Annotated in this window: 26 protein-coding genes, 1 tRNA gene and 1 riboswitch; of the genes, 11 read left to right on the top strand and 16 right to left on the bottom strand. The window is 59.0% G+C overall.

The genetic code is table 11. The annotated features are described in order from the left end of the window. Positions 1-4 precede the first annotated feature (4 nt). The 5 genes from ACR0KM_RS12980 to ACR0KM_RS12960 all read right to left on the bottom strand — a co-directional run bounded on the left by ACR0KM_RS12980 (position 5) and on the right by ACR0KM_RS12960 (position 3313). Positions 5-868 (bottom strand): polyprenyl synthetase family protein, encoded by an 864-nt coding sequence (locus ACR0KM_RS12980; RefSeq protein WP_480859190.1) that lies wholly within the window; start codon positions 866-868, stop codon positions 5-7. Beyond that, a complete protein-coding gene (locus ACR0KM_RS12975; RefSeq protein ID WP_480519961.1) occupies positions 869-1111 on the bottom strand; it encodes an exodeoxyribonuclease VII small subunit in 243 nt (80 codons plus the stop codon). It abuts the gene before it with no gap. Beyond that, positions 1108-2034 (bottom strand): histone deacetylase family protein, encoded by a 927-nt coding sequence (locus ACR0KM_RS12970; protein WP_480859192.1) that lies wholly within the window; start codon positions 2032-2034, stop codon positions 1108-1110. The genes ACR0KM_RS12975 and ACR0KM_RS12970 overlap by 4 nt, the downstream gene beginning before the upstream one ends. Positions 2035-2102: 68 nt before the next feature. Further along, entirely contained in the window at positions 2103-2804 is a 702-nt protein-coding gene (locus ACR0KM_RS12965; RefSeq protein WP_480859194.1) for a response regulator, read from the bottom strand. After that, positions 2801-3313 (bottom strand): MarR family winged helix-turn-helix transcriptional regulator, encoded by a 513-nt coding sequence (locus tag ACR0KM_RS12960; RefSeq protein WP_480859197.1) that lies wholly within the window; start codon positions 3311-3313, stop codon positions 2801-2803. Before ACR0KM_RS12960 ends, ACR0KM_RS12965 begins: the two co-directional genes overlap by 4 nt. A gap of 158 nt (positions 3314-3471) precedes the next feature. On the opposite strand from ACR0KM_RS12960, the gene ACR0KM_RS12955 reads away from it, so the two are divergent. The 4 genes from ACR0KM_RS12955 (at position 3472) to ACR0KM_RS12940 (ending at position 6427) form a co-directional block, all read left to right on the top strand. Continuing rightward, on the top strand, positions 3472-4338 hold the full coding sequence (locus tag ACR0KM_RS12955) for a branched-chain amino acid aminotransferase (protein WP_480824046.1): 867 nt from the start codon (positions 3472-3474) through the stop codon (positions 4336-4338). A gap of 115 nt (positions 4339-4453) precedes the next feature. Then, positions 4454-5404 (top strand): AraC family transcriptional regulator, encoded by a 951-nt coding sequence (locus ACR0KM_RS12950; protein WP_480859199.1) that lies wholly within the window; start codon positions 4454-4456, stop codon positions 5402-5404. Positions 5405-5515: 111 nt separating this feature from the next. Continuing rightward, positions 5516-5881 (top strand): SPW repeat domain-containing protein, encoded by a 366-nt coding sequence (locus ACR0KM_RS12945; protein WP_480824050.1) that lies wholly within the window; start codon positions 5516-5518, stop codon positions 5879-5881. Between the two features lie 345 nt (positions 5882-6226). Next, positions 6227-6427 carry a hypothetical protein gene (locus ACR0KM_RS12940; protein WP_480859200.1) on the top strand — a complete coding sequence of 67 codons (201 nt, stop codon included), beginning with the start codon at positions 6227-6229 and terminating at the stop codon, positions 6425-6427. Between the two features lie 22 nt (positions 6428-6449). Here ACR0KM_RS12940 and cobO read toward each other — a convergent pair whose 3' ends face one another. The 5 genes from cobO to ACR0KM_RS12915 form a co-directional block, all read right to left on the bottom strand. Continuing rightward, on the bottom strand, positions 6450-7049 hold the full coding sequence (cobO, locus tag ACR0KM_RS12935) for a cob(I)yrinic acid a,c-diamide adenosyltransferase (RefSeq protein ID WP_480859202.1): 600 nt from the start codon (positions 7047-7049) through the stop codon (positions 6450-6452). A gap of 57 nt (positions 7050-7106) precedes the next feature. Further along, entirely contained in the window at positions 7107-8042 is a 936-nt protein-coding gene (locus ACR0KM_RS12930) for a DMT family transporter (protein ID WP_480859204.1), read from the bottom strand. Positions 8043-8096: 54 nt separating this feature from the next. Next, a complete protein-coding gene (locus tag ACR0KM_RS12925; protein ID WP_480859206.1) occupies positions 8097-8759 on the bottom strand; it encodes an HD domain-containing protein in 663 nt (220 codons plus the stop codon). Next, complete coding sequence (gene aroC, locus ACR0KM_RS12920; protein WP_480859208.1) at positions 8743-9843, bottom strand: chorismate synthase; 1101 nt, start codon at positions 9841-9843, stop codon at positions 8743-8745. Before aroC ends, ACR0KM_RS12925 begins: the two co-directional genes overlap by 17 nt. A gap of 127 nt (positions 9844-9970) precedes the next feature. Then, a complete protein-coding gene (locus tag ACR0KM_RS12915; protein ID WP_480859210.1) occupies positions 9971-10408 on the bottom strand; it encodes a 6,7-dimethyl-8-ribityllumazine synthase in 438 nt (145 codons plus the stop codon). 71 nt (positions 10409-10479) lie between these two features. After that, positions 10480-10629: riboswitch (FMN riboswitch) on the bottom strand. 55 nt (positions 10630-10684) lie between these two features. Between ACR0KM_RS12915 and ACR0KM_RS12910 the strand changes: the two genes are divergently transcribed. Both ACR0KM_RS12910 and ACR0KM_RS12905 read left to right on the top strand, forming a co-directional pair. Next, positions 10685-11308, top strand: coding sequence for an FMN-binding negative transcriptional regulator (locus ACR0KM_RS12910; RefSeq protein ID WP_480859212.1), 624 nt, complete (start codon positions 10685-10687; stop codon positions 11306-11308). A gap of 56 nt (positions 11309-11364) precedes the next feature. Next, complete coding sequence (locus tag ACR0KM_RS12905) at positions 11365-11973, top strand: glutathione S-transferase (RefSeq protein ID WP_480859214.1); 609 nt, start codon at positions 11365-11367, stop codon at positions 11971-11973. A 4-nt stretch (positions 11974-11977) separates the two neighbouring features. On the opposite strand, the gene ACR0KM_RS12900 is transcribed toward ACR0KM_RS12905, so the two are convergent. After that, complete coding sequence (locus ACR0KM_RS12900; RefSeq protein WP_480859216.1) at positions 11978-12424, bottom strand: c-type cytochrome; 447 nt, start codon at positions 12422-12424, stop codon at positions 11978-11980. A 484-nt stretch (positions 12425-12908) separates the two neighbouring features. Here ACR0KM_RS12900 and petA point away from each other — a divergent pair, with 484 nt between their 5' ends. From petA to ACR0KM_RS12885, 3 genes are read left to right on the top strand one after another with little or no spacing between them, the layout of a single operon-like run. Continuing rightward, entirely contained in the window at positions 12909-13493 is a 585-nt protein-coding gene (gene petA / locus ACR0KM_RS12895) for a ubiquinol-cytochrome c reductase iron-sulfur subunit (RefSeq protein WP_480824070.1), read from the top strand. Positions 13494-13507: 14 nt separating this feature from the next. After that, on the top strand, positions 13508-14839 hold the full coding sequence (gene petB / locus ACR0KM_RS12890; RefSeq protein WP_480859219.1) for a cytochrome b: 1332 nt from the start codon (positions 13508-13510) through the stop codon (positions 14837-14839). A 17-nt stretch (positions 14840-14856) separates the two neighbouring features. Further along, the gene (locus ACR0KM_RS12885) at positions 14857-15642 is read left to right on the top strand and encodes a cytochrome c1 (RefSeq protein ID WP_480859221.1); all 786 of its coding nucleotides are present in this window, start codon (positions 14857-14859) and stop codon (positions 15640-15642) included. A 141-nt stretch (positions 15643-15783) separates the two neighbouring features. Here ACR0KM_RS12885 and mtaB read toward each other — a convergent pair whose 3' ends face one another. Further along, positions 15784-17040: a tRNA (N(6)-L-threonylcarbamoyladenosine(37)-C(2))-methylthiotransferase MtaB gene (mtaB, locus tag ACR0KM_RS12880; RefSeq protein WP_480859223.1), complete on the bottom strand. Its 1257-nt coding sequence runs from the start codon at positions 17038-17040 to the stop codon at positions 15784-15786. Continuing rightward, positions 17037-17879 (bottom strand): diaminopimelate epimerase, encoded by an 843-nt coding sequence (dapF, locus tag ACR0KM_RS12875; RefSeq protein ID WP_480824078.1) that lies wholly within the window; start codon positions 17877-17879, stop codon positions 17037-17039. Before dapF ends, mtaB begins: the two co-directional genes overlap by 4 nt. 212 nt (positions 17880-18091) lie before the next feature. Here dapF and ACR0KM_RS12870 point away from each other — a divergent pair. Further along, positions 18092-18167 (top strand) — tRNA-Lys (locus tag ACR0KM_RS12870). A 216-nt stretch (positions 18168-18383) separates the two neighbouring features. On the opposite strand, the gene ACR0KM_RS12865 is transcribed toward ACR0KM_RS12870, so the two are convergent. The 3 genes from ACR0KM_RS12865 to ACR0KM_RS12855 form a co-directional block, all read right to left on the bottom strand. Beyond that, positions 18384-19511 carry an ATP-binding protein gene (locus ACR0KM_RS12865; RefSeq protein WP_480859224.1) on the bottom strand — a complete coding sequence of 376 codons (1128 nt, stop codon included), beginning with the start codon at positions 19509-19511 and terminating at the stop codon, positions 18384-18386. Between the two features lie 200 nt (positions 19512-19711). Then, entirely contained in the window at positions 19712-20371 is a 660-nt protein-coding gene (locus tag ACR0KM_RS12860; RefSeq protein ID WP_480824082.1) for a response regulator transcription factor, read from the bottom strand. Between the two features lie 38 nt (positions 20372-20409). Then, entirely contained in the window at positions 20410-20850 is a 441-nt protein-coding gene (locus ACR0KM_RS12855; RefSeq protein ID WP_480859226.1) for a PepSY domain-containing protein, read from the bottom strand. A 332-nt stretch (positions 20851-21182) separates the two neighbouring features. Here ACR0KM_RS12855 and ACR0KM_RS12850 point away from each other — a divergent pair, with 332 nt between their 5' ends. Next, positions 21183-22247: a hypothetical protein gene (locus tag ACR0KM_RS12850; protein ID WP_480859228.1), complete on the top strand. Its 1065-nt coding sequence runs from the start codon at positions 21183-21185 to the stop codon at positions 22245-22247. The last annotated feature ends 33 nt before the right edge of the window (positions 22248-22280 follow it).

Below are 22280 nucleotides of genomic sequence, written 5' to 3'. Positions count from 1 at the left end.
TGGCTTAGCTGTCCCGGGCAATAACGAAGCGGGCAGCCTGCTTCAAGGTTTCTGCCTTCGGCCCGTACCCATCAAGCGCCGCGCAAGCCTGTTCAACCAGCTCGGCTGCGCGGGACTTGGCGGCATCCAGACCCAGAAGCGAAACAAAGGTCGCCTTGCCCGCCTCAGCATCTTTCTGCAGCCGTTTTCCGGCCTTTTCGGCATCCCCCTCAACATCCAGAATGTCATCGGCGATCTGAAAGGCAAGGCCAAGGGCTTGGGCATATTGGCGCAAGGGGGTCGGGTCGGCCCGCGCCAGACGTGCGCCCGCACAGGCTGACCATTCGATCAGGGCTCCGGTCTTGCCCGCCTGTAAGCGCGTGATCTGATCCAATGTCAGCGGGTCTGACGTCTCCGCCGCGATGTCTCGGGCTTGACCTAATACCATCCCCTGCGCGCCGCTTGCTTTCGCCAGTGTTAGGGTCAAATCGGTGCGGATTTCGGCGTCGCCAACCTCGGGTCGCGCGCAAAGCTCAAAGGCCAGTGTCTGCAGCGCATCCCCAACCAGAACGGCAGTGCCTTCGTCCCATTTCACATGCACTGTGGGCCGACCGCGCCGCAGGTCATCATCGTCCATGCAGGGCAGATCGTCATGAACCAGCGAATAGGCGTGCAAAGCCTCAATCGCAGTGGCGGGCCAGATCGCACGTGTTTCACCGATCCCATGCAGTCGCGCACTTTCGAGCACCAGAAACCCACGCAGACGTTTACCGCCCTCAGTGGCGTAGGCCATGGCCCGGGTTACGTCCAGATCGTCCAGCCCCCCCAGAACCAGATCGAAATGGCCCTGAATCCGTGCCGCGTCCTGCGCCAGCCTGTCACGAAACATTTACTGACCTTCGACAGGCGTCGTCCCGGTGGGCTGACCATCCGCGTTCAGCGTGATCGCGGCCACTTTTTCTTCGGCGCGCTTCAACTCATCCTCACAGCGTTTCTTCAACGCCGCCCCGCGCTCATACAAAGCGATCGACTGATCCAAAGCCACATCCCCGCGTTCCAGCTGGCCGACCACGGCCTCAAGCTCTTTCATCGCCTGTTCAAAGGTCATCTGTTCGACTGGAGTATCGGTCATTTTGCTGCCTTTATCAGTTCTTCCACATGGGCGCGTGTCGCCTCGGCCAGTGCGTTCAGATCATACCCGCCTTCCAGAGTCGAGACGATACGGCCACCGCAGACCTCATCGGCAATCTTGCACAGCTCGGCGGTGATCCAGACGAAATCGCCGGTTGACCAGTTGAGATTGGCCAGTGGATCGTCCTGGTGCGCGTCAAACCCGGCGGAGATGATGATCAGTTCCGGCTTGAACGCGCGCAGACGGGGAAAAGCCTGCGCCTCGTAAGCCGCGCGCATCTCAGCCCCGCCCGTGCCCGGGGCCAGCGGCATGTTCACCACCGTCTCAAACGCGCCGGTCTCATCCGCGCGGCCAGTGCCGGGCCACAGCGGCATTTGCTGGCTGGTGATCACCAGCGCCCGCCGTTCGTCCCACAGCAGGTCCTGTGTGCCATTCCCATGATGCACATCGAAATCCACCACCGCGACGCGGCTCAGCCCGTGGTGGTCCAGCGCATGTTTGGCCGCCAGCGCCGCATTGCCGAACAGACAAAATCCCATCGCCGTCTCGGATTCCGCATGGTGTCCCGGCGGGCGAATTGCGCAGAACGCATTCCCAACCTCTCCGCCTAGGACCAGATCGACCGCCCGCACGGCAGCCCCCGCCGCGCGATAGGCCGCGTCGACCGATCCTGGTGACATAAACGTATCCCCATCGATCTGCGTGAAGCCGTCAACGGGTCTGCTGCGTCGAATCTCGTCGATATGGCTTTGCGGATGCACCCGCAGCAGATCGTCATCCGCCGCCATCGGAGCCGTCCGTCGATCCAACTCCAAAGGCTCTAACGCATGCAAAATGTGCTCCAACCGCGCCACCCGCTCAGGGTGCCCGTCCGGGGTCACATGCCCCAGACAATCGGCATGGGTCAAAAGCGCAGTCTTCATCGGGATCCCATCTTCATCTGGCTAAAAATATCCTCGCCGAAGGCAAAAATCGCCGCGTAGCGGCTAAATCAATCCGGCGCCAACATATACCCGGCCCCGCGCACGGTCTGCAAATACCGAGGCTGCTTGGGATCCTGCTCGATCTTACGCCTTAGCCGCGTGATCTGCACATCCACCGCCCGTTCTTGCGCCTGACCCTTGTCGCGGCCCAGATCTTCAACCAGCTTTGCCCGGCTGATCGGTTCGCCGGGTTGGGCCGAGAAAATCTTCATCAATTGGCTCTCGGTTGCAGTCAGACGTACAGGATCATCCCCCTGCCACATCTCGCCGCGTTCGATGTCGTAACGGATCGGCCCGAGGCTTAGTATCTTCGCCGCGCTCTCCTGTGCCGGGGTCTCGGGCATACGCCTTAGGATCGCGTTGATCCGCAACAGCAGCTCTTTAGGCTCGAACGGCTTGGCCAGATAGTCATCCGCCCCGGCTTCAAGACCGGCAATCCGGTGCTCGGTCTCACCTTTGGCGGTCAGCAACAGGATGGGGGTCGTATGGGTCTCGCGCAGGGCGCGCGTCAGGCTGACCCCGTCTTCGCCCGGCATCATCACGTCCATCACGATCAGATCAAAATCCAGCCCCGACAGCACCCGCCGCGCATGGGCGGCATCCCGCGCCGATGTCACCAGAAACCCGCTGCGCATCAAAAATTTCTTGAGCAGATCACGAATGCGCTCGTCATCGTCGACGATCAGAAGATGGGCGTCCATATCGCTCATGAAGTCGTATCCCGCAGTTTCGTATATGCACGACGCATATCAGCATCCATCATGGCTTCAAGCACTTTGCGAAAACCGGCTACCGCTTCGGGGCCTGCATCCTTGAAAGCCGCCCGCATCCGGGCCCGTTGGGCATCGGACAGTGTGGCCTCCAGTGCTTTTCCTTTATCTGTCAGAAATAGGTGGCGTTCGCGTTTGTCCACCTTGCCGACGCGGCTTTCGACCAGCCCGTCCTCGATAAGCGTACGCAGCACCCGGTTCAGCGACTGCTTGGTCACCCCCAGAATGGCCAGCAGGTTGTTCACGGTGGTTCCCGGCGCGCGGTTGACGAAGTGAATCGCCCGGTGATGGGCCCGGCCATAGGCCATCTCCGAGAGGATACGATCAGGATCGGCCGTAAAGCCGCGATAGGCAAAGAACATCGCTTCAATGCCTTGCCGCAACTGCTCATCCGTCAGAAATAACAGGCTTTCTCCGCCAAAGACCGGGGCGCGACGGATTTCCGACATCACAGACCTCATACGCAATACCATCCAAGTTTATGTCAGCCTTATTGACATTCCAAGGGCGCACAGGTATCGAATCGCAGTTTTTGCGCAATAATATGTCCGATGTGGACCTAAACGGCGCAATATTCGGAAATTCAACCCGGTTCAGGAGGTTTCGCATGGCGGGGTATGATGATCGTGATGGCACCATCTGGGTAGATGGCAAACTGGTCCCATGGCGTGAGGCGAATGTGCACATCCTGACCCACGCGATGCACTATGCCTCGTCGGTGTTCGAGGGTGAGCGCGCCTATAACGGCAAGATCTTCAAAAGCCGTGAGCATTCCGAACGTCTGATCGCCTCGGCCGAGGCTTTGGACATGCCTATGCCGTACACCGTGGACGACATCGAAGCCGCCAAGGAAGAGACGCTGAAAGCCAGCGGTCTGAAAGATGCCTATGTGCGGGTACTGGTCTGGCGCGGCTCGGGCGAGGATATGGGCGTGGCTTCGGCCAAGAACCCCGTGCGGATGGCCGTCGCCGTCTGGCCCTGGGGCGCGTACTACGGCGACGCGAAGATGCAAGGGGCCAAGCTGGACATTGCCGAATGGAAACGCCCCAGCCCCGAAACCATCCCGGTGCATGCAAAAGCCGCTGGCCTTTACATGATCTGCACCATCTCGAAGCATAAGGCCGAGGCCAAGGGATGTTCGGACGCACTGTTCATGGACTGGCGCGGTTATGTGGCCGAGGCGACCGGGGCCAACGTGTTCTTCGTCAAGGATGGTGAAGTGCACACTCCGCTCGCCGATTGCTTCCTGAATGGCATCACGCGCCAAACCGTCATCCAGATGCTGAAAGACAAAGGTATCACCGTCCACGAACGCCGCATCAACCCCGAGGAGATGGCTGATTTCGAACAATGCTGGCTCACCGGAACCGCCGCCGAGGTGACGCCGGTCGGTCAGATCGGGGAGTATACCTTTGAAGTTGGCGACCTGACGCGCGAGATTGCCGAGGACTACGAAAAGCTGGTCCGCGCATAATCAAAAGCCCTTGAAACCCTCGCCGCAGCGGGGGTTTTTGTTGCAGGACGTGCAATTCTTCGTGCAGATCGTCCCGCACCGTGGACTTGGATGATCTGCGCCGTATCTTTGGGTTATGTTGGACCTGCTCAGCGATATACTGACCCGCCTCTCGCTGCGGGGTACATTCTACTTCCGCACTTCGTTCACACCGCCCTTCGGCGTTCAGGTGCCGGGCTTCGAGAACGTTGCCCGGTTTCACTTTGTCCAGCGTGGTGAGCTGAAGGTGCACATTCCCGCAACGACCGAGACCTTGCGCCTGAAGCAGGGCGACCTGATTCTGATCCCGCATGGCGCCCCGCACGCGCTGCTGTGCAACGAGGTGACGCCCCTTGACGCATTGCCGCTGGAACAGGTCCTTGAGATCGCCGGCTATAAGGATGACGGCGTTCTGGTCTATGGCGGTGCGGATGAAGACCGCGACACGCAACTGATCTGCGGTCATTTCTCATTCACCGGTCCAGCGGGGCGCGGCGGTACCGGGCATATGCTGATCGACCGGTTACCGCATTACATCCTGATCCAGAATTACGGGGAAGAGGCCGGTTCGTGGATTGAGGCGACATTACGCATGATCGGGTCCGAAGTATCCGGCGCACGGATTGGCGGGGATCTGATTGCGTTGAAGCTGTCCGAGGTGCTGTTCGCACAGGCGATCCGCGCCTATCTGGAACATCAAAGCCCCGACGACGCGGCACTGGCGGGCTTTGCGGACCCGCGTATCTCGCGCGCGTTGACGGCATTCCACCAGTCTCCGGCGCAGGATTGGAGCGTGGCGACACTGGCGCGCGAGGCCGCGATGTCGCGCACTGCATTTGCCCAGCTTTTTGCCGAGAAGATGGGCACCACACCGATGCAATACCTGACCGATTGGCGCATGCAGATTGCGTGCCATGGCTTGACTGAGGGCCAATGGAACGTAGCCGATGCAGCGGCCGAGGTCGGTTATGCGTCCGAGGCGGCATTCTCGCGCGTGTTCAAGAAACAGGTGGGCGTATCGCCTGCTGCGTATCGGGCGATGCACTGATCCGATCCAAATTCCGAACGATCTGCAAAGCATCGTAAACGATCTGAGCTGCTACGTTCGCAAGTCCGCACATATCCTATACTCATCACTGATTGAGGAAAGGAAGTTCTGATGTCCCTGCGTTTTGTTACCCGCTCGGTCCATGCTTATCTCGACTATCCGGTTGCCATCGCGCTGATGGTGTTGCCCTTTGCGCTTGGGCTGGGTCAGTCCAACCCGCTGGCGCTGTGGTTGTCTGTAGTTACCGGGGTAGCGGCCTTTGTGCTGACGGTTCTGACCGACCACCATCTTGGGATCTGGCGGGTGCTGCCCTACAAGTTTCATCTTGCCGTAGACCTGCTGGTCGGTGTCGCGTTTCTGGCAGCGCCCAGCCTGTTTGGATTTTCCGGTCTGGACGCGCTGTTCTATTGGCTGAACGGTGCAGCGGTGGTCGCGGTCATATCGCTCAGCGCGCCGGAAGAGGCTGTCGCCGCCTGAGCGTTGGACGCAAGGCGGTCACATTAACCAAGCGATATTCTTAAAACCCAGGGCCGCCGCTTTGCCAAGAAGGCGGCTCTGTCGTGGGTGCGCGGCGCTTGACCTGCGCCAGCATCCCAAACCACCAGCGCCCCTGCGCAACGGTACATGCGCCCCTTCGCGCGCCTCACCTTTTGGATTCATTTTGTCTTGAAAATTCCGACTAAAATAATCAGATAAGGGATGAAGCAAGATGACAGATCATTAAGCCCCGAATTTCGAGGCAGCTTGCGGGCAAAGCACGCCAAAGCGAGAGCGCGCCGCTGTCTCGGAAACGATGGACGTGCAACGCTAAGAGGGTGCGGAATGCAAGAAACGCTGGAAGAACTAATGGCGCGGCACGATGCCCTTGCGGCCTGCGGGGCCTGCTATTGCGGCGACGATTATTGTGCGTATCTTGATCAGGCGAATGCGCAGGATAAACGGCGCGACCACACGCGCCACCAGGGTACTACCGCAAAACGTCCGTCGGTCCGACACCAGTTCGAGCGTACACCACCGGAATGAAACCGGGTGTATGGAGCTGGGCTTAGAAATCCACGCCACGCTGCGCTTTGATCCCGGCCTGAAACGGGTGTTTCTCTTCGGTCATCTCGGTCACCAGATCGGCGTAATCGCGCAGTTCTTGCGGTGCATCGCGACCTGTCAGGAACACGCTGGTTTTGTCCGCACGGGCATTCAGACCCTCAATAACAGTGTCTACTGAAAGGTATTCATAACGCAGCGCGATATTGATCTCGTCCAAGACCACCAGATCATACGCGCCGCTGGCCATCAGGTCGCAAGCCTTGCCAAATGCTGCGGTAGCGGCCGCAATGTCACGCTCACGGTCTTGCGTGTCCCAGGTAAAACCTTCGCCCATGGTGTGCCATGTCACCAGATCGCGTTCCTCGAAGAAACGACGTTCGCCGGTTTTCCACTTGCCTTTGATGAATTGAACGACGGCGACTTTTTGTCCCCAACCCAACGCCCGGATCACCACGCCAAACGCTGCCGAGGATTTGCCCTTGCCTTTACCGGTGTTGATCAGCACCAGCCCGCGTCCCGGGTCGACGGCCTCGGAGACTTTCTTGCGGTGCTTGGCCTGCACCTTCTGCATCTTTTCCTTGTGATCCTGCGCGTCGCTCATCGGGGAACCTCTGTTTGATGTCGGGCTCAACCTAAGCGAAGTTTTGCAAAGGTAAAGTCAAGGTTTGTGATCCGAAAGCGCGCGCGCCTTGCCGCGTTCAAGCCCCAGCTGACGCTCGCGCCAGATGACGACGACATTGCCCGCGATGACCAGTGCCGCGCCGGCCAGCATCACCACTGTGGGCAGCTCATCGAACCAGACATAGCCGATGACAATGGCAAACAGCATGGTTGCGTAATCGTAAGGCGCCAGCATCGAGGCCTGCGCGAAGCGATAGGACGAGGTGACCAGAATCTGCGCGATACCACCGATCAGTCCGATCCCGATCAGCAGGGCGGCCTGTTCCCATGTGGGTATTTTCCAGCCCCAGAACGCGGTCAGTCCCGACATCAACGTGGCCGTCAGTGAGAAATAGAAAACGATTGCGGCAGGATGATCCACCTGAACCAGCTGGCGGATATGTATCTGCACAAAGGCCCGTGCCACGGTGGCGCTGAGCACGCATAGCGCACCCAAGGTCGCCGCCGTTTCCATGTTGCCGCTGCCAAGGCGCGGCCAGAGCATGATCAGAACCCCCAGCAGCCCGATGCCAACCGCGCCGATACGGATCATGCGGATACGCTCTCCCAGTATCACCGCCGCGAGAATCAGCGTGAAGATCGGGGTGGCGTAGCCGATCGCCGTGACCTCAGGCAGGGGAAGAAGGCTGAGGCCTGTAAAGGTCAAACCCATGGCTGACGTGCCCAGAACACCGCGCCAGAAATGGCCCATGGGTTTCTTGACGACAAAGCCTTCGGCCAGCTCTCCGCGCGCAATCAGCCAGATGAGGATCACGGGGATCGCAAAAAGGGAGCGGAAGAAGACCATCTCGCCGGGTGGGAAATCTTCGGACAACGCTTTGACCAGCGCCGACATCGAGGTGAACAACACCAGCGCACTTAGTTTCAGACCCACGGCAAGCATGGGTCGATGCGATGTTAAGGATTTGGCCATTGCGCATGTATCTGCGCCTTTGTGGCCCAAAGATCAACGACAGGATTGTACCAATCAGGTGCTCTTCCAGCCCTCAGGCAAGGGCGCGCCGATCTCTTCGCTCAGTTCTTCCAGATAGCGGATCATCCGTTTGATCCGGCGTGTCGCGAGCGCGCGACCTGCCTCGGTCAACATACCGTCGGGCAGGTTCAGAAGCTTTACTTTCCAATGGTCGATCGAGAATTGCAGGTCATCCAATGGCCGGTTCTCGGCAAACGGATCGGTCGGATCATAGAGCGTGCGGCCCAGTGCGCCGCCGACCAGAAAGGTGCGCGCGATCCCGACAGCCCCCAGTGCATCCAACCGATCCGCATCGCGAAGGATGCGGGCCTCGGGCGTTGCTGGCATCAGGCTGGCCGAGAAACTGTGTGCTTCGATGGCATGTTGGGTGGCAGTGATTTGGCCTGAGTAATAGCCCAATTCCAACAGTATAGACTCTGATTCAAGTGCTGACCTGCGCGAGGCAAGGTGCCGGTCGGGATCATTCTTGGGCAGGTTGATGAGATTGTGCAGATAGCATGCGGCCAGAAGGACAGGCATGTCGGTCCCGTCATCGGAGATCGAACAGGCATTGGACCAGACCCGATCCAGATGCGCCATGTCATGGGCGGGATCGGTCTGCATCCGCTGCGCGACGATGCCGCGCAGGCGCGCGCGCAGATCAGCCGATATGTCCACGATTCTCGCCGATTTGACCCCGGTGCAGCAGCAAGTGATCCAGGATCACGCAGGCCATCATGGCCTCACCTACCGGTACGGCGCGGATGCCGACGCATGGGTCGTGGCGGCCTTTGGTGATGATCTCGGTCTCTTCGCCGGATTTGGTGATGGTCTTGCGGGTGGTCAGGATCGACGAGGTCGGTTTGACCGCAAAACGCACCACGATATCCTGCCCGGTCGAGATGCCGCCCAGAATGCCGCCTGCGTGGTTTGAGCTGTATTGAGGTCCATTCTGACCCATGAAAATCTCGTCTGCATTGGCTTCACCAGTCAGTTCGGCGGCGGCCATCCCCTCGCCGATTTCGACGCCTTTGACGGCATTGATCGACATCATTGCGGCGGCCAGATCAGTGTCTAACTTGGCATATATGGGCGCGCCGATCCCGGCGGGAACGCCCCGGGCGACAACCTCGACCACCGCGCCGACCGAGTTGCCGGATTTGCGCAGGTCGTCCAGATAGGTCGCCCAGTCTTCGGCGGCCTGGGCGTCGGGTGTCCAGAACGGGTTCTGCTCGATTTGCGACCAGTCGAAATTGGCGCGGTCGATTTTGTGTGGGCCGATCTGGGTCATGTAGCCGGTGATTTGCACGTTGGGCGCGATCTGTTTGATCGCCTCGCGCGCCAGCCCCCCTGCGGCAACGCGGGATGCGGTTTCGCGGGCCGAGCTGCGCCCGCCGCCGCGATAGTCGCGGATGCCGTATTTCTGCCAATAGGTGATATCCGCGTGACCCGGGCGGAACTTGTCCATGATATCGCCGTAGTCTTTTGAGCGTTGATCGGTGTTCTCGATCATCAGCTGGACCGGGGTTCCGGTTGTCTGGCCTTCGAACACGCCGGACAGGATTTTCACCTGATCGGGTTCACGCCGCTGGGTGGTGAACTTGTTCTGCCCCGGTTTGCGCTTGTCCAGCCAGTGCTGAATCATGGCTTCGTCGATCTGTACGCCCGGCGGGCAGCCATCGACGGTCGCGCCCAAAGCCGGTCCGTGGCTTTCGCCCCAGGTGGTGACGCGGAAAAGGTGTCCGAAACTGTTCATCGACATGGGGCGTGCTCCTTTGAAAGTCGTGATTAGCGGGGAGTGCCCTTGGTCTCAAGCGGATTTGCGGCTGGATGGGTCGGGGGGCGCTGCCCGAGGGCAGCGCGATTGAGTATTTTTGAAAAGATGAAGATCAGGCGGTTGCGATCTTCGAGCGGGTTTTCGTGATGCTGAGTGCGGCTTGGGCGGCCTCGCGCCCCTTTTCGACGAAATGCGTACGGTAGATAGCGTTATGGTGGTCGGTTTCCTGATACTGGTGCGGGGTCAGTGATACCGACAGAATCGGGACGCCCGTGTCGAGGCCTGCGCGTATCAGGCCGTCGACCACCGCCTGAGCGACGAAATCGTGGCGGTAGATGCCGCCGTCCACTACGAAGGCGGCGCAAGCGATCGCCGCGTAGCGTCCGGTTTGGGCCAAATCGCGGGCCAATAGCGGCATCTCGAACGCGCCGGGGACGTCAAAGACGTCGATCTGGTCGCCGGGAATGAGCTGTTGAAACCCCTTCAGCGCGCGATCGACAATATCGGAATGCCAGTTGGCTTTGATGAAAGCGTAGCGGGTGTGTGTCATGGTGATCTCCTTTCGCAACAGACACGTCACCCAAGGCGATCACGGGCAGGCGCACCGGTTCGCGGCACGCTGCACGTTCTCTTTCATCCGGACTATGACCGTCGGCTCTGGCGTCTCACCAGATCTGCTGACACCCCGGAGAATCCGGGGCCGCTCGCGGGCTTACGGGTCGCAGCCCGCATACCGCCGGTGGGGAATTCCGCCCCGCCCTGAGAACGAGGCGGACCTTGCCAAGGGTGCGGCGCTTCTGCAAGAGAAATTGGCAGGAGGATCGTCATGCACCCCAATCCAGCCTTCCGGGCCGAGACCGCCGCGCGTCACATTGCCTTTGCCCGTGCGCGCGCGTTCGGTGTTCTTGCGGTGTCGACGGACGCTGCACCGCTTATGAGCCACGTGCCGTTTTTATTGAACGAGGATGCGTCGCAGGCCGAATTGCATCTGGTTCGGTCGAACCCGATTGTGCGGGCGCTGAAACAGCGCCAGCCCGCGCGGATTGCGGTGTCGGGACCGGATGGGTATGTCTCGCCCGATTGGTACGGGATCGAGGATCAGGTCCCGACGTGGAACTATGTGGCCGTGCATCTGACCGGCCAGCTTGAGCTGCGCCCGCCCGAGGAGCTGCGGGATATGCTGGACCGGCAAACGGCGTTTTTTGAGGATCGATTGCTGCCGAAGCCCCCTTGGCTGGCATCAAAGATGCCAGACGAGTTGATGGATCGGTTCCTGCGGATGATCGTGCCCTGTCGGTTGGAGATCAATGATATCGATGGGACCTGGAAGCTGAACCAGAACAAGCCAGATGACGCGCGGCAAACTGCGGCTGACCGCATTGCAGAAGACGGCTTTGGTTTGGAACTGCAGGCCCTGCGGTCGCTGATGCAGGGTGTAGGTGGGTCCTGACGGGTTTTGTTTTGGTTCGGCTTCTGTAGTCTGCGGAGCAGACAAGGAGACAGGACATGAAGCTTTATCATAGCCCCACCTCACCTTATGTGCGCAAAGTCATGGTGTTGCTGCACGAGACCGGCCAGCTTGCGGATGTCGCGCTGCAGACGGTTGCGAGCACGCCTGTCTCACCCGCGGAACCTCTGCTCGGCAAGGCGCCGTTGACCAAGGTTCCGGCGCTTGAACGGGCTGACGGTCCCACGCTGTTCGATAGCCGAGTGATATGCGCCTTTCTGGATGCGCGGGTCCAGGCCGGGCTCTATGCTGCCGGCGCGCGGCGCTGGGATGTGCTGACGCTTGAGGCGCTGGCCGATGGTATTCTGGATGCGGCGCTGTTGATGACCTATGAGGATCGCCTGCGGCCCGCCGACAAGCAATGGGATGATTGGGTCGACGCGCAATGGACCAAGATCGAGCGCGCCTGTGCGGCCTTGAACCAGCGCTGGATGGCGCATCTGGCGGGACCATTGGATATGGGACAGGTGGCCGTTGGATGCGCGCTGGGCTATCTCGACCTGCGCCACGATGCACGAGGGTGGCGCAAGGGCAATGAGGCGCTGGCGGATTGGTATGCCGCCTTTGGAGACAGACCCAGCATGGTCGCAACGCGACCGCCGGGCTGAGAGATCAGGGTGCGTTGAACGTGGCAAGATAGGCCGCGATGTCGGCGGCACCCTTCTTCAGCTTGACACTCATGTTGGGGCGGGCGGTCTCGTCGTCCAGATAATCGCGAATAAAGCGGATCGGGTCTTCGGAATAAGCGATGATGTTCTCTTCGGTCCAGACCAGCCCTTCTTGCCCGGCGCGGATCATGTCATCGGTGAACATGCCGACGGGCAGACGTTCGCTGCCGTTCAGGTAGTCGTTCTCGGTTCCTGCGACACGACCGACCACGCCATAGAGATTCGGCCCGGTGATACCGCCTTTGACCAGAACCTCGCCATCTTTGATGATCGCATGGCACGAGGAACAGCGATTATAGAGGGCTTCACCCTTTGCCGGATCACCGGATGCAAAAGCGGGGGCCGTGCCGAGAAGCGGGATGAGCGCCATCGTGAGGGTAAGTTTTGGCATGAGATATCTCCGGCTGAGGGGTGGGTTCTTCGGCCTTTGAGATATTCTCGCTCAGATTGCAATCGGTAATTCTTTTTTATCGGTTATCTTGAAATATCTATTTAAAATTAGTATTTTAACGCGCCACAATTCAACTTAAAATGGAAATATTTAAGGCTGACCTGTGGCGGAGTTCCGGCAAAAATGCGACGCCTGAGTGAACAGTCTATTCAACTCGGGTGTTACCTCTACCGTTTTGACTAGGTCGAATCGGAGGGAAAGCGATTCGGCTGCTTGCGGTGCACATGCGCCCGGATTGCCGGTCTGATCTTGAAAAATAGCCCTCTGAACATGAAATGAATGCCCAGATGCGGCGTATTGCGCGTTTAAGAGCGCTGGACGAACTCTATTCTCCCCGATAGATACCCCGTTTAAGACGCCGCAGTTCATGCGGTGCGCGAGCTTTATGCCCGTTCGCGGGCGCCAGACAATCGGAGAGAACCTCGTGTCCCACGCTGAAGACCACGAAGGCACCCGCAGAGACTTCCTGTACTACGTCGCTGGCGGCGCAGGTGTCGTGACAGCCGGTGCAGCCGTATGGCCCCTTGTCAATCAAATGAACCCATCGGCAGACGTTCAGGCGCTGTCCTCGATCCGCACTGACGTGAGCGGGGTAGAGCCGGGCACGCAGCTGACCGTGAAGTGGTTGGGCAAACCCGTCTTTATCCGTCACCGGACCGGTGCCGAGATCGCGGAAGCCCAACAACAGGACGAGGAAGCGGTTGGTAACCTGCCGGATCCGCTGGCCCGTAACTTCAACATCAACGCGGATGCTCCGGCAACGGACGCCAACCGTGTGATGCCCTCGCCCGAAGGCGAAGCGCCCGGTGCATGGATCGTTCAGATGGGTGTGTGTACCCACCTTGGCTGTGTGCCGCTGGGTGATGCTGGCGATTTTGGCGGCTGGTTCTGCCCCTGCCACGGGTCGCACTATGATCTGGCGGGTCGGATCCGCAAGGGTCCTGCGCCTGAGAACCTGCCTGTTCCGCCCGCAGAATGGGTCGACGCAACAACAATCAAGCTCGGCTAAGGGAGACCCAACTTATGTCCGGAATTCCCCACGATCATTATGAGCCGAAGACAAACGGCGAAAAGTGGCTGAACAGCCGCCTGCCCATCGTCGGCCTGTTGTATGACACCCTTATGATCCCCACCCCCAAGAACCTGAACTGGATGTGGATCTGGGGCATCGTTCTGACCTTCTGTCTGGCGCTGCAGATTGTCACCGGCATCGTTCTGGTGATGCACTATACCCCGCATGTCGATCTGGCCTTTGCCAGTGTCGAACACATCATGCGCAACGTGAATGGCGGCTATATGCTGCGCTATCTGCACCAGAATGGCGCATCGCTGTTCTTTGTCGCGGTCTACATCCACATCTTCCGTGGGCTGTTCTACGGCTCGTACAAAGCCCCGCGTGAGATCACGTGGATCATCGGGATGCTGATCTACCTGATGATGATGGGCACCGCCTTTATGGGTTACGTTCTGCCCTGGGGTCAGATGTCCTTCTGGGGTGCGACCGTGATCACCGGCCTGTTTGGCGCGATCCCGTTTGTGGGTGAGGCGATCCAGACCTGGCTGCTGGGCGGACCGGCGGTGGACAATGCCACGCTGAACCGGTTCTTCTCGCTGCACTACCTGCTGCCGTTTGTCATTGCGGCGCTGGTGATCGTGCATATCTGGGCCTTCCACACCACCGGTAACAACAACCCCACGGGTGTTGAAGTACGCCGCTCGTCGAAAGCTGAAGCCGAGAAAGACACGCTGCCCTTCTGGCCGTATTTCGTGATCAAGGATCTGTTCGCTCTGGCGGTTATCCTGGTCGTGTTCTGGGCCATCGTAGGCTACATGCCGAACTATCTGGGCCACCCCGATAACTACATCGAGGCCAACCCGCTGGTGACGCCTGCACACATCGTGCCCGAATGGTACTTCCTGCCGTTCTACGCGATCCTGCGCGCCTTCACCGGTGAGGTCTGGGTTGTTCAGTTCGCCAGCTTCATCACCGGCGGCATCATCGATGCCAAGTTCTTTGGTGTGATCGCGATGTTCGGTGCGATCCTGGCGATGGCGCTGGCGCCGTGGCTGGATACTTCGAGCGTTCGGTCGGGCAAGTATCGTCCGATGTTCAAATGGTGGTTCTACCTGCTGGTCATCGATTTCTTCGCCCTGATGTGGCTGGGTGCGATGCCCGCCGAGGAGCCCTATGCGACTTTCTCGCTTATCGCGTCTGCGTACTGGTTCGCCTATTTCTTCGTGATCCTGCCGATCCTTGGCGTAATCGAGAAGCCCGAGGCGCAGCCCGAGACCATCGAAGAAGACTTCAACGCGCATTATGGCAAGGCTGACGCCGACGCTACGCCGGCCGAGTAAGAAGAGGGACCGGAATCATGTTCAAGAAACTTGCAATCGGTGCCGCGTTTGCCATCGCCCTAACCCCTGCTGCGTCTTTCGCAGCAGGTGCTTACGACAGCCATGTCGAGGATTTCGACTTTTCGTTCGAAGGGCCGTTTGGCACGTGGGATCTGAATCAGCTGCAGCGCGGTCTTCAGGTCTATACCGAGGTCTGCGCAGCCTGCCATGGCCTGCAATACGTACCGCTGCGCGATCTCGAAGCTTTGGGATACTCGGAAGAAGAAGTGATCGCCTATTCTGCGGCGAATTTCGAAGTATTCGATCCCGAGCTGGATGATTTCCGTCCGGCGATCCCGACCGACCACTTCCCGGCCAACACCGGAGTGGGCGCACCCGACCTCAGCCTGATGGCCAAGGCGCGTGCGGGCTTCCACGGGCCTTATGGTCTGGGGATCAATCAGCTGGTCAAAGGTATGGGCGGCGCAGAGTATATTGCCTCGCTTCTGGATGGCTATACTGGTGAGGAAAAAGAAGAGGCGGGGACCATCCTTTACAAGAACACCGCCTTCCCGGGTGGCTGGATTTCGATGGCACCGCCGTTGTCGGAAGATCAGGTCGAATACGCCGATGGTCATCCCGCCACTGTTGAGGCCATGTCAGAAGACATCGCCGCCTTTCTGATGTGGACCGCTGAACCCAAGATGATGGAACGCAAGAATGCCGGGTTCGTGGGTGTTCTGTTCCTGTCCGTGCTGTCGGTTCTTCTGTACCTGGTGAACAAGCGTCTGTGGGCACCGGTGAAGGGCAAGCGACACGACTAAGCCTACGGGCAATCCAATCTGAAACCCCCGCACTGTTATGGTGCGGGGGTTTTTTGTTTTTGATGGTTTTGAAGGGGCCAGCCCCTTCTTGGCCTGCGGCCAATTCATCCCCGGGATATTTAGGGCCAGATGAAGGACGGATCAGGCCTGAAGCTGGGTTGCCGTGTGTCCCGTGATTGGGGCGTGGACAATTTGGCCTTCGGGTTGGGCGTTGGTGAACGTGACCTCGGCGAATTGTTCGGTGCGGCCCATATGGGGGTTTTCCATCAGGATGCGATGGGTCTTTCCCGTCTGGGCTACGAGGTGTTTGGCGATCTGCTTGTCGCCGGCGACGCGCAGGCGGGCGGCGCGGTCTTTGATGATGGTGCCGTTGATCTGCTGCGGGATTCGGGCGGCGGGGGTGCCTTCGCGTTTGGAATAGGGGAAGACGTGCAGCCAGGTCAGGTCGCAATCGGTGACGAGCTTTAGTGAGTTATCGAAATGCGCTTCGGTCTCGGTCGGGAAGCCTGCGATGATGTCGGCGCCGAAGGTCATGTCGGGGCGTAGTTTGCGGGCCTCTTCGGTAAAACGGATGGCATCGTCGCGCAGGTGGCGGCGTTTCATGCGTTTCAGGATCAGGTCGTCGCCATGCTGCAGGGAAAGATGCAGGTGCGGCATAAGGCGCGGTTCGGTCGCGATGGCCTGCATCAGGTTTTCATCCACTTCGATCGAGTCGATAGAACTGATCCGCACGCGCGGGAGGTCAGGCACCAGCCTGAGGATGCGCATCACCAGATCGCCCAGTTTGGGCTGCGCGGGCAGGTCTACCCCCCATGAGGTCAGGTCAACGCCCGTCAGGACGACCTCGTTATAGCCTCGGTCCACCAACCGCTTGATCTGATCCACCACCACGCCCGCAGGCACGCTGCGCGAGTTGCCGCGGCCATAGGGGATGATGCAGAAGGTACAGCGGTGGTCGCAGCCATTCTGGACCTGCACATAGGCGCGGGACCGGGTGCCGAAGCCGTCGATCAAGTGGCCTGCGGTTTCAGTGACGGACATGATGTCGTCGACCTGTACCGCCTCGGTCTGGCCGATGAAATCCGCCGCCATGCCTGTCCATGTTTCGGGCTGCATTTTTTCGGTATTGCCGATGACCGCGTCGACCTCGTCCATCGCGGCAAAGGTTTGGGGTTCGGTTTGAGCGGCACAGCCCGTGACGATCAAGCGGGCACCCGGGTTTTCGCGCCGCAGTTTGCGGATTTCCTGACGTGCCTTGCGGACAGCCTCGGCTGTGACGGCGCAGGTGTTGACGATCACGGCGTTTTCCAGCCCAGCCTGCCGCGACAGCTCTTTCATCGCCTCTGTTTCATAGGCGTTCAGGCGGCAGCCCAACGTTGTGAATTTGGGCGGGTTCATCCCAGAGACCTCAGGAATTCCGGCGTCAGGGTACCCGAGAAGACATGCGCGGTGGGTCCGGTCATCCAGACCCCGTCTTCGCGCCAGTCGATCCAGATGGTGCCGCCATCCAGATCGATCTGAACCTTGCGACCGGTCAGGCCGCGCCGCGCCGCCGCCACCGCCGTGGCGCATGAGGATGACCCAGAGGCGAGCGTTATCCCGACACCCCGTTCCCACACGCGCATACGGATGTGATCAGGGCCGATGATCTGCGCGACCTGCACGTTGGTACGTTCGGGATAAAGGGGGTGGTGTTCGTATCGCGCGCCGAACTCGGCCAGCTGGACGGTGTCGGCGTTGTCTACGAAGAACGTACAGTGCGGGTTACCCATGCCGGTAGCGGTGGGTTCGCCTTCTATGGGCAATCTCAGGGTATCAACTTCTTCGGCCAGGGGTATTTCGCGCCAGTCGATTTGCGGAGGGCCCATATTGACCGAGGTCATGCCATCCCCGACATCCCGCGCATAAAGCGTTCCCCTCCCGGTGGTCAGTGTAAGGTCGGATTTGCCGGTTTCGTCCATCAGAAACCTTGCGATGCAACGCGTCGCGTTCCCGCACGCGGCCGAGGTCGATCCGTCGGAATTGTAGAACACCAGATGCGCATCTGCTGCGCTGTTTTCGATCACAGCCAACTGATCGAATCCAACGCCGAATTGCCGATGTCCGATTCCCTTTGCCAGCGCCGGCGTAATGGCCTGAGGGTGCGCGCGTGCATCCACAATGACAAAGTCATTGCCCAGCCCGTGCATCTTCATGAAGGGCAATCCGGTGTCGTTTTCGGGTCGCATGCCGGGCATATAACCTTGGTCACCCGGCGAATCCACCCTGTCGCGCAGATTCCTGAAAAAAGGGCTTGACCCCCTTGCACCACCTGCCTAATTAGGCCGCCTATCGGGTCGTCGGATATACCTTCGGTATCGACGGAACGAGTTGCAAAATAAGGTCTTGAACCCGGTTGGGAAAATACCTTAGAGAGCGCTACGGACCACCAAGGTCCGAATACAAAAGTGGGCCGTTAGCTCAGTTGGTAGAGCAACTGACTTTTAATCAGTGGGTCGCAGGTTCGAATCCTGCACGGCTCACCACTGAACCTTCGGGGAAAAATAGAAAATGCCCCTTGGTCGGTTCTGGCGATTTTGATCTTTCAATGTGTCAATCCATAACGTGGCTTGCGGACGCGGCCTCGTTCAGCCGATGTCGGAAAATGCGCTCTCAGCTGGCCAGGAGATTGATTCTGTCCGTTCGTCGCTACATTGGGGAGCACGACGTCTCAGCCCAGTTTATGCCGAATGCCGCCATTGTCACCGCGGTAAGAACACGTGGCAGGCTAAACCGCCAAGGTTTATTGATGTCCCCAGTTTCAATCTGGCGCCGTAGGCGTTCAACAGGTCAACGGATATGGCCAAACCCAGGCCGGTGCCGCTGACAGATGTGTCCAGCCGACCTCCGGTTTGGATCGCTGCATCACGCGCCTCTTTCGGGATTCCGGGCCCATCATCTTCGATGCAAATCTCGATGCCACCGTCGACGCGTTTTGCGCCGATGTGAATCGTCGTTCGACACCATTTAAGAGCGTTATCGAGGAGGTTTCCAATCACTTCTTCGATGTCCTGAGTGTCCATCCGGATCTGGAGCCCATCTTCACAATCTGAGGTCAGCGATTTTCCTGCGCGTTCGGCCATAACCGAAAACAGTCTGGATAGTCTGGCGACCGAATTCGAAAGATCGGTGCGCGAATGCGCGAGTTCAGCGGTGTTTGACGCCCGCATGCGCGCAAGAGATCGCTTCAACTGGGCATCAATCCTGTTCAGCGCGTCGTCGGTCGGTTCCGTATCCACTCCTTTGTCGGACAAACTTGCCAATTCGTTCCTGAGTATTGCCGTCGGCGTCTTCAGAGCATGCGCTAGATCCGCCGCTTGCCGCCGAGAACTGGATACGATCTCGCGGTTTCTGTGCAGCAGTTGATTGAGGTCCTCGACAAGCGGCGATACCTCTTCCGGATAGTCTTCCGGGTTCAGATCGTCTCCGTTGTCCCATCGACGCGCGACGTCTGCGCGCAGTTTCCCGAGGGGGCCGACAATGGCAGACATCAATAACAAAGAACCGGCGACACCGATCAAGCCGACCAACCCAAATACAGGAAGCAAGTTGTTTTGCGCCGCCCGGCGTTCGCTGATCAGTTCGAGCCTGCTTTCCGCGACGGTCACGCCCCATTCGGTTCCATCTTCGAATGTGATTTTCTGATAGACACTGCGAACGGCCTCATTGTCCGGCCCTGATGCGTTCCAAATGATGAACCCGTCCGTTGCACGAGCAGGTTCGGGAATTGTTTCATCAAAGAGTGATGCTGATGTGTATGTCGCCCCGCTGCCATCGGTCACCTGCCAGTATCTGCCCGAGTACGGCGTTGCATAGGCAGGGTCGAACATAAGGTTTCTCAACGCCTCGGGGTCGTCCGTGGCCGCGCTCAGGCCAACGATAAGCTGTGTGTGCCGGTCTCGCAGGGTCTCGTCGAACTGTTCCAGGACACGCGTGTTGATGTAGGAAAAAACCACCAAAGTGCCAACGCCAACAGAAAGCGCGCCGGTGGCGAGACCGCCCAACAAAGCGCGTTGGCGCAGAGATAACATCAGGCAGAATCGATCATATAGCCGCGCCCCCGGACTGTCGTAATAAGATCCGGGCCAAGTTTTTTGCGCAGCCGTGTTATGAAAACAGCGATGGTGTTCGAGTCCCGATCACCATCGTATTCGTAGATGTGCTCTGACAACTCGGTGCGCGACACCATGCGTCCCATATTATGGGCAAGGTATGTCAAAACGGCAATTTCCTGCGCGGTCAGATCGACGGGAATTCCACCGACGCTGACACGCCCGTTGCGGGTATCCAGCGAGACATCCCCCATTTCGATCACCGGGTTCAACTGACCGCTTTGCCTGCGAAGGATTGCGCGCACGCGGGCTGCCAGCTCGGGCATGTGAAACGGCTTGGTCATGTAATCATCCGCGCCTGCATCAAGGCCGTCAACGCGCTCGCTCCACCCGTCGCGGGCCGTCAGGATCAACACGGGTGTCTTGACGCCTGCCCCGCGCCATTCACGCAGGACAGAAATACCGTCCCGCTCTGGCAACCCGATGTCGAGGATGATCATGTCGTACGGTTCAGTCGCACCGAGATGCAGGGCGTCCGTTCCATTGTGAGCCACATCTACCACGCGGCCCTCTGCACTCAGCAGTTTCTTAATCTGCTCGCATAGCTGCGGCTCGTCTTCGGCAAGAAGTACTCTCATATCCAAAAGCTACAGCCACAACGACTTTGGTTTAAGCCCTATTTTCTGCCTTTGCCGTTGCCGCCAGAATTGCCGCCACCATTACCGCCACCGTTTCCACCGCCATTGCCGCCGCCGTTTCCACCGCCATTACCGCCGCCGTTGCCGTTTCCACCGCCATTACCATTACCTCCAGCGTTGCCGCTGCCACCACCGTTACCGTTGTTTCTAGCGCTGGCAGAGGCACCGCGGTTGCCTTTGGTATCGCGATTCTGGTTGGCGCTGGCGGGGTTTGAACGCGCCGCTTTCGATATTTGACGACCAACATTGGATCGGTTTGGAACGACTGTTCCGTTCTGGGCATCCACGATGACACTGACAATTTTCCCATCGGGCTTTTTGACAAGGATGCGATAATAAATCTGGTCAGCCTGAAACGCGCGCGCATCTACCGGGGTGCCACCATAAGCTTTCTCGACACCTTTGATGACGCGGCTCAACCGGATGGTATCTCCGGTCAGGGTCGCTTTGCGCAACTCACCTTGCTTTAGCTCACGCGTCTGAGCAGTCGCCTGCCCAACGGGCAACGCGACAAGCAGGCTTGCGACCACCAAGAACACCTTTGCAAGCATGAAAGCCCTCAAAAACCGATCAGCCCGGAGATTACGCAGTTCGACATGAACCTAGGATGAACAAGCAATTCGCGCTGCGTTCAAGCGCTCTCAAGTTAACTGGCAACGAACTTAGAGGATTCGTATGCGAATCGAAACAATTGAGACAGTGGGTTGATTCGAAAGACAGATGCTTGCTGCCTTCCACTTAAGAGGTCGACATGAAAACTTTCACTTTGGGACTGTTAAAGGCAACTACCGTTGCGGTCGCGTTGCTGGGATCAACGGCCATCGTGGCGACTGTCGCGATGCCGGACGTCGCTTTTGCAAAAGAAGGCAAAGGGGGCGGAAAAGGTAACGGTGGAGGAAACGGCGGCGGCAATGGCGGTGGAAACGGTGGCGGCAATGGCGGCGGCAAGGGGGACAGCGGAGACCGCGGTTCTGCCAGCGAACGGGGTGGCGGCAAGGCTGCCGACTCGAACCGCGGCGGCCAGAAATCCGGAAAGTCCCATCAGAGCAAGGCCAAGTCGCAATCAGCGCGTTCATTCTCTGGCAAAAACAACGGGTTTTCTCTGAAAGATCTGTTCAATGGAAAAAGCAAAGCCAAGCGAGTGACGGCGGCCAAAGGTAGCAAGCAAACGCGCGGATCCTATCAAAAGCCATCGAAAACCGTCAGCGTTGAGACCTCCATTCGTCCTGCGGTGCGTACCAAGGGCAATCGAATTGCGGCGCTGCTTGGCGCACACCCCTCTGAGCTGGGTGCTTTGAATGCGGCTAACGCCAGCGCAACCGCTTTGGCGAATGCTTCACCCACGTCTCGGGTCGGTCGAATCGCGACCTACCGTGATACGGTTCTGGCCGGAGATCTTCTGCGCGAAGACCTCGCGACTACGCTGGAAGAACTCAGCAGCCTGGAGCAGCCCGAACGCAGCGTTTCAGAGATCGAAGCCGATCTGGAAACAGCGCTGTCTGATGTTCAGGACAATCAAACCGAAGTCGAACGGCTTGAGCAGGAGTTGGCAGATGCCGGCGGATCTTCTCCGGAAATTGAACAACAGCTTGAGGAAGCCCGCGCCGAGTTGAACCAGTCCGTGGACGAAGCACAGGCGTTGAACGAAGAACGGCAAGCTGCCGTGGAGTACGACGAAACGGCACAGGCTGCAGAAGACTTGGCTGATCAAGTCGCAGAGCAGGAACTGGCCGAGCGCGAGGCCCTGGAGGCGGCTGCGAACAAGCCCGTGACCGATGCGGTTGAAGCAGAGGTCAAATCACTTCTGGGTCTGTAATCGGAAGTTACCGAAACGTTCATTCGTCTCAAC

This window comes from Ruegeria sp. G10, assembly GCF_056533645.1.
The sequence above is the reverse complement of the archived record's forward strand: the minus strand, read 5'-3'. Positions and strand labels throughout refer to the sequence as shown.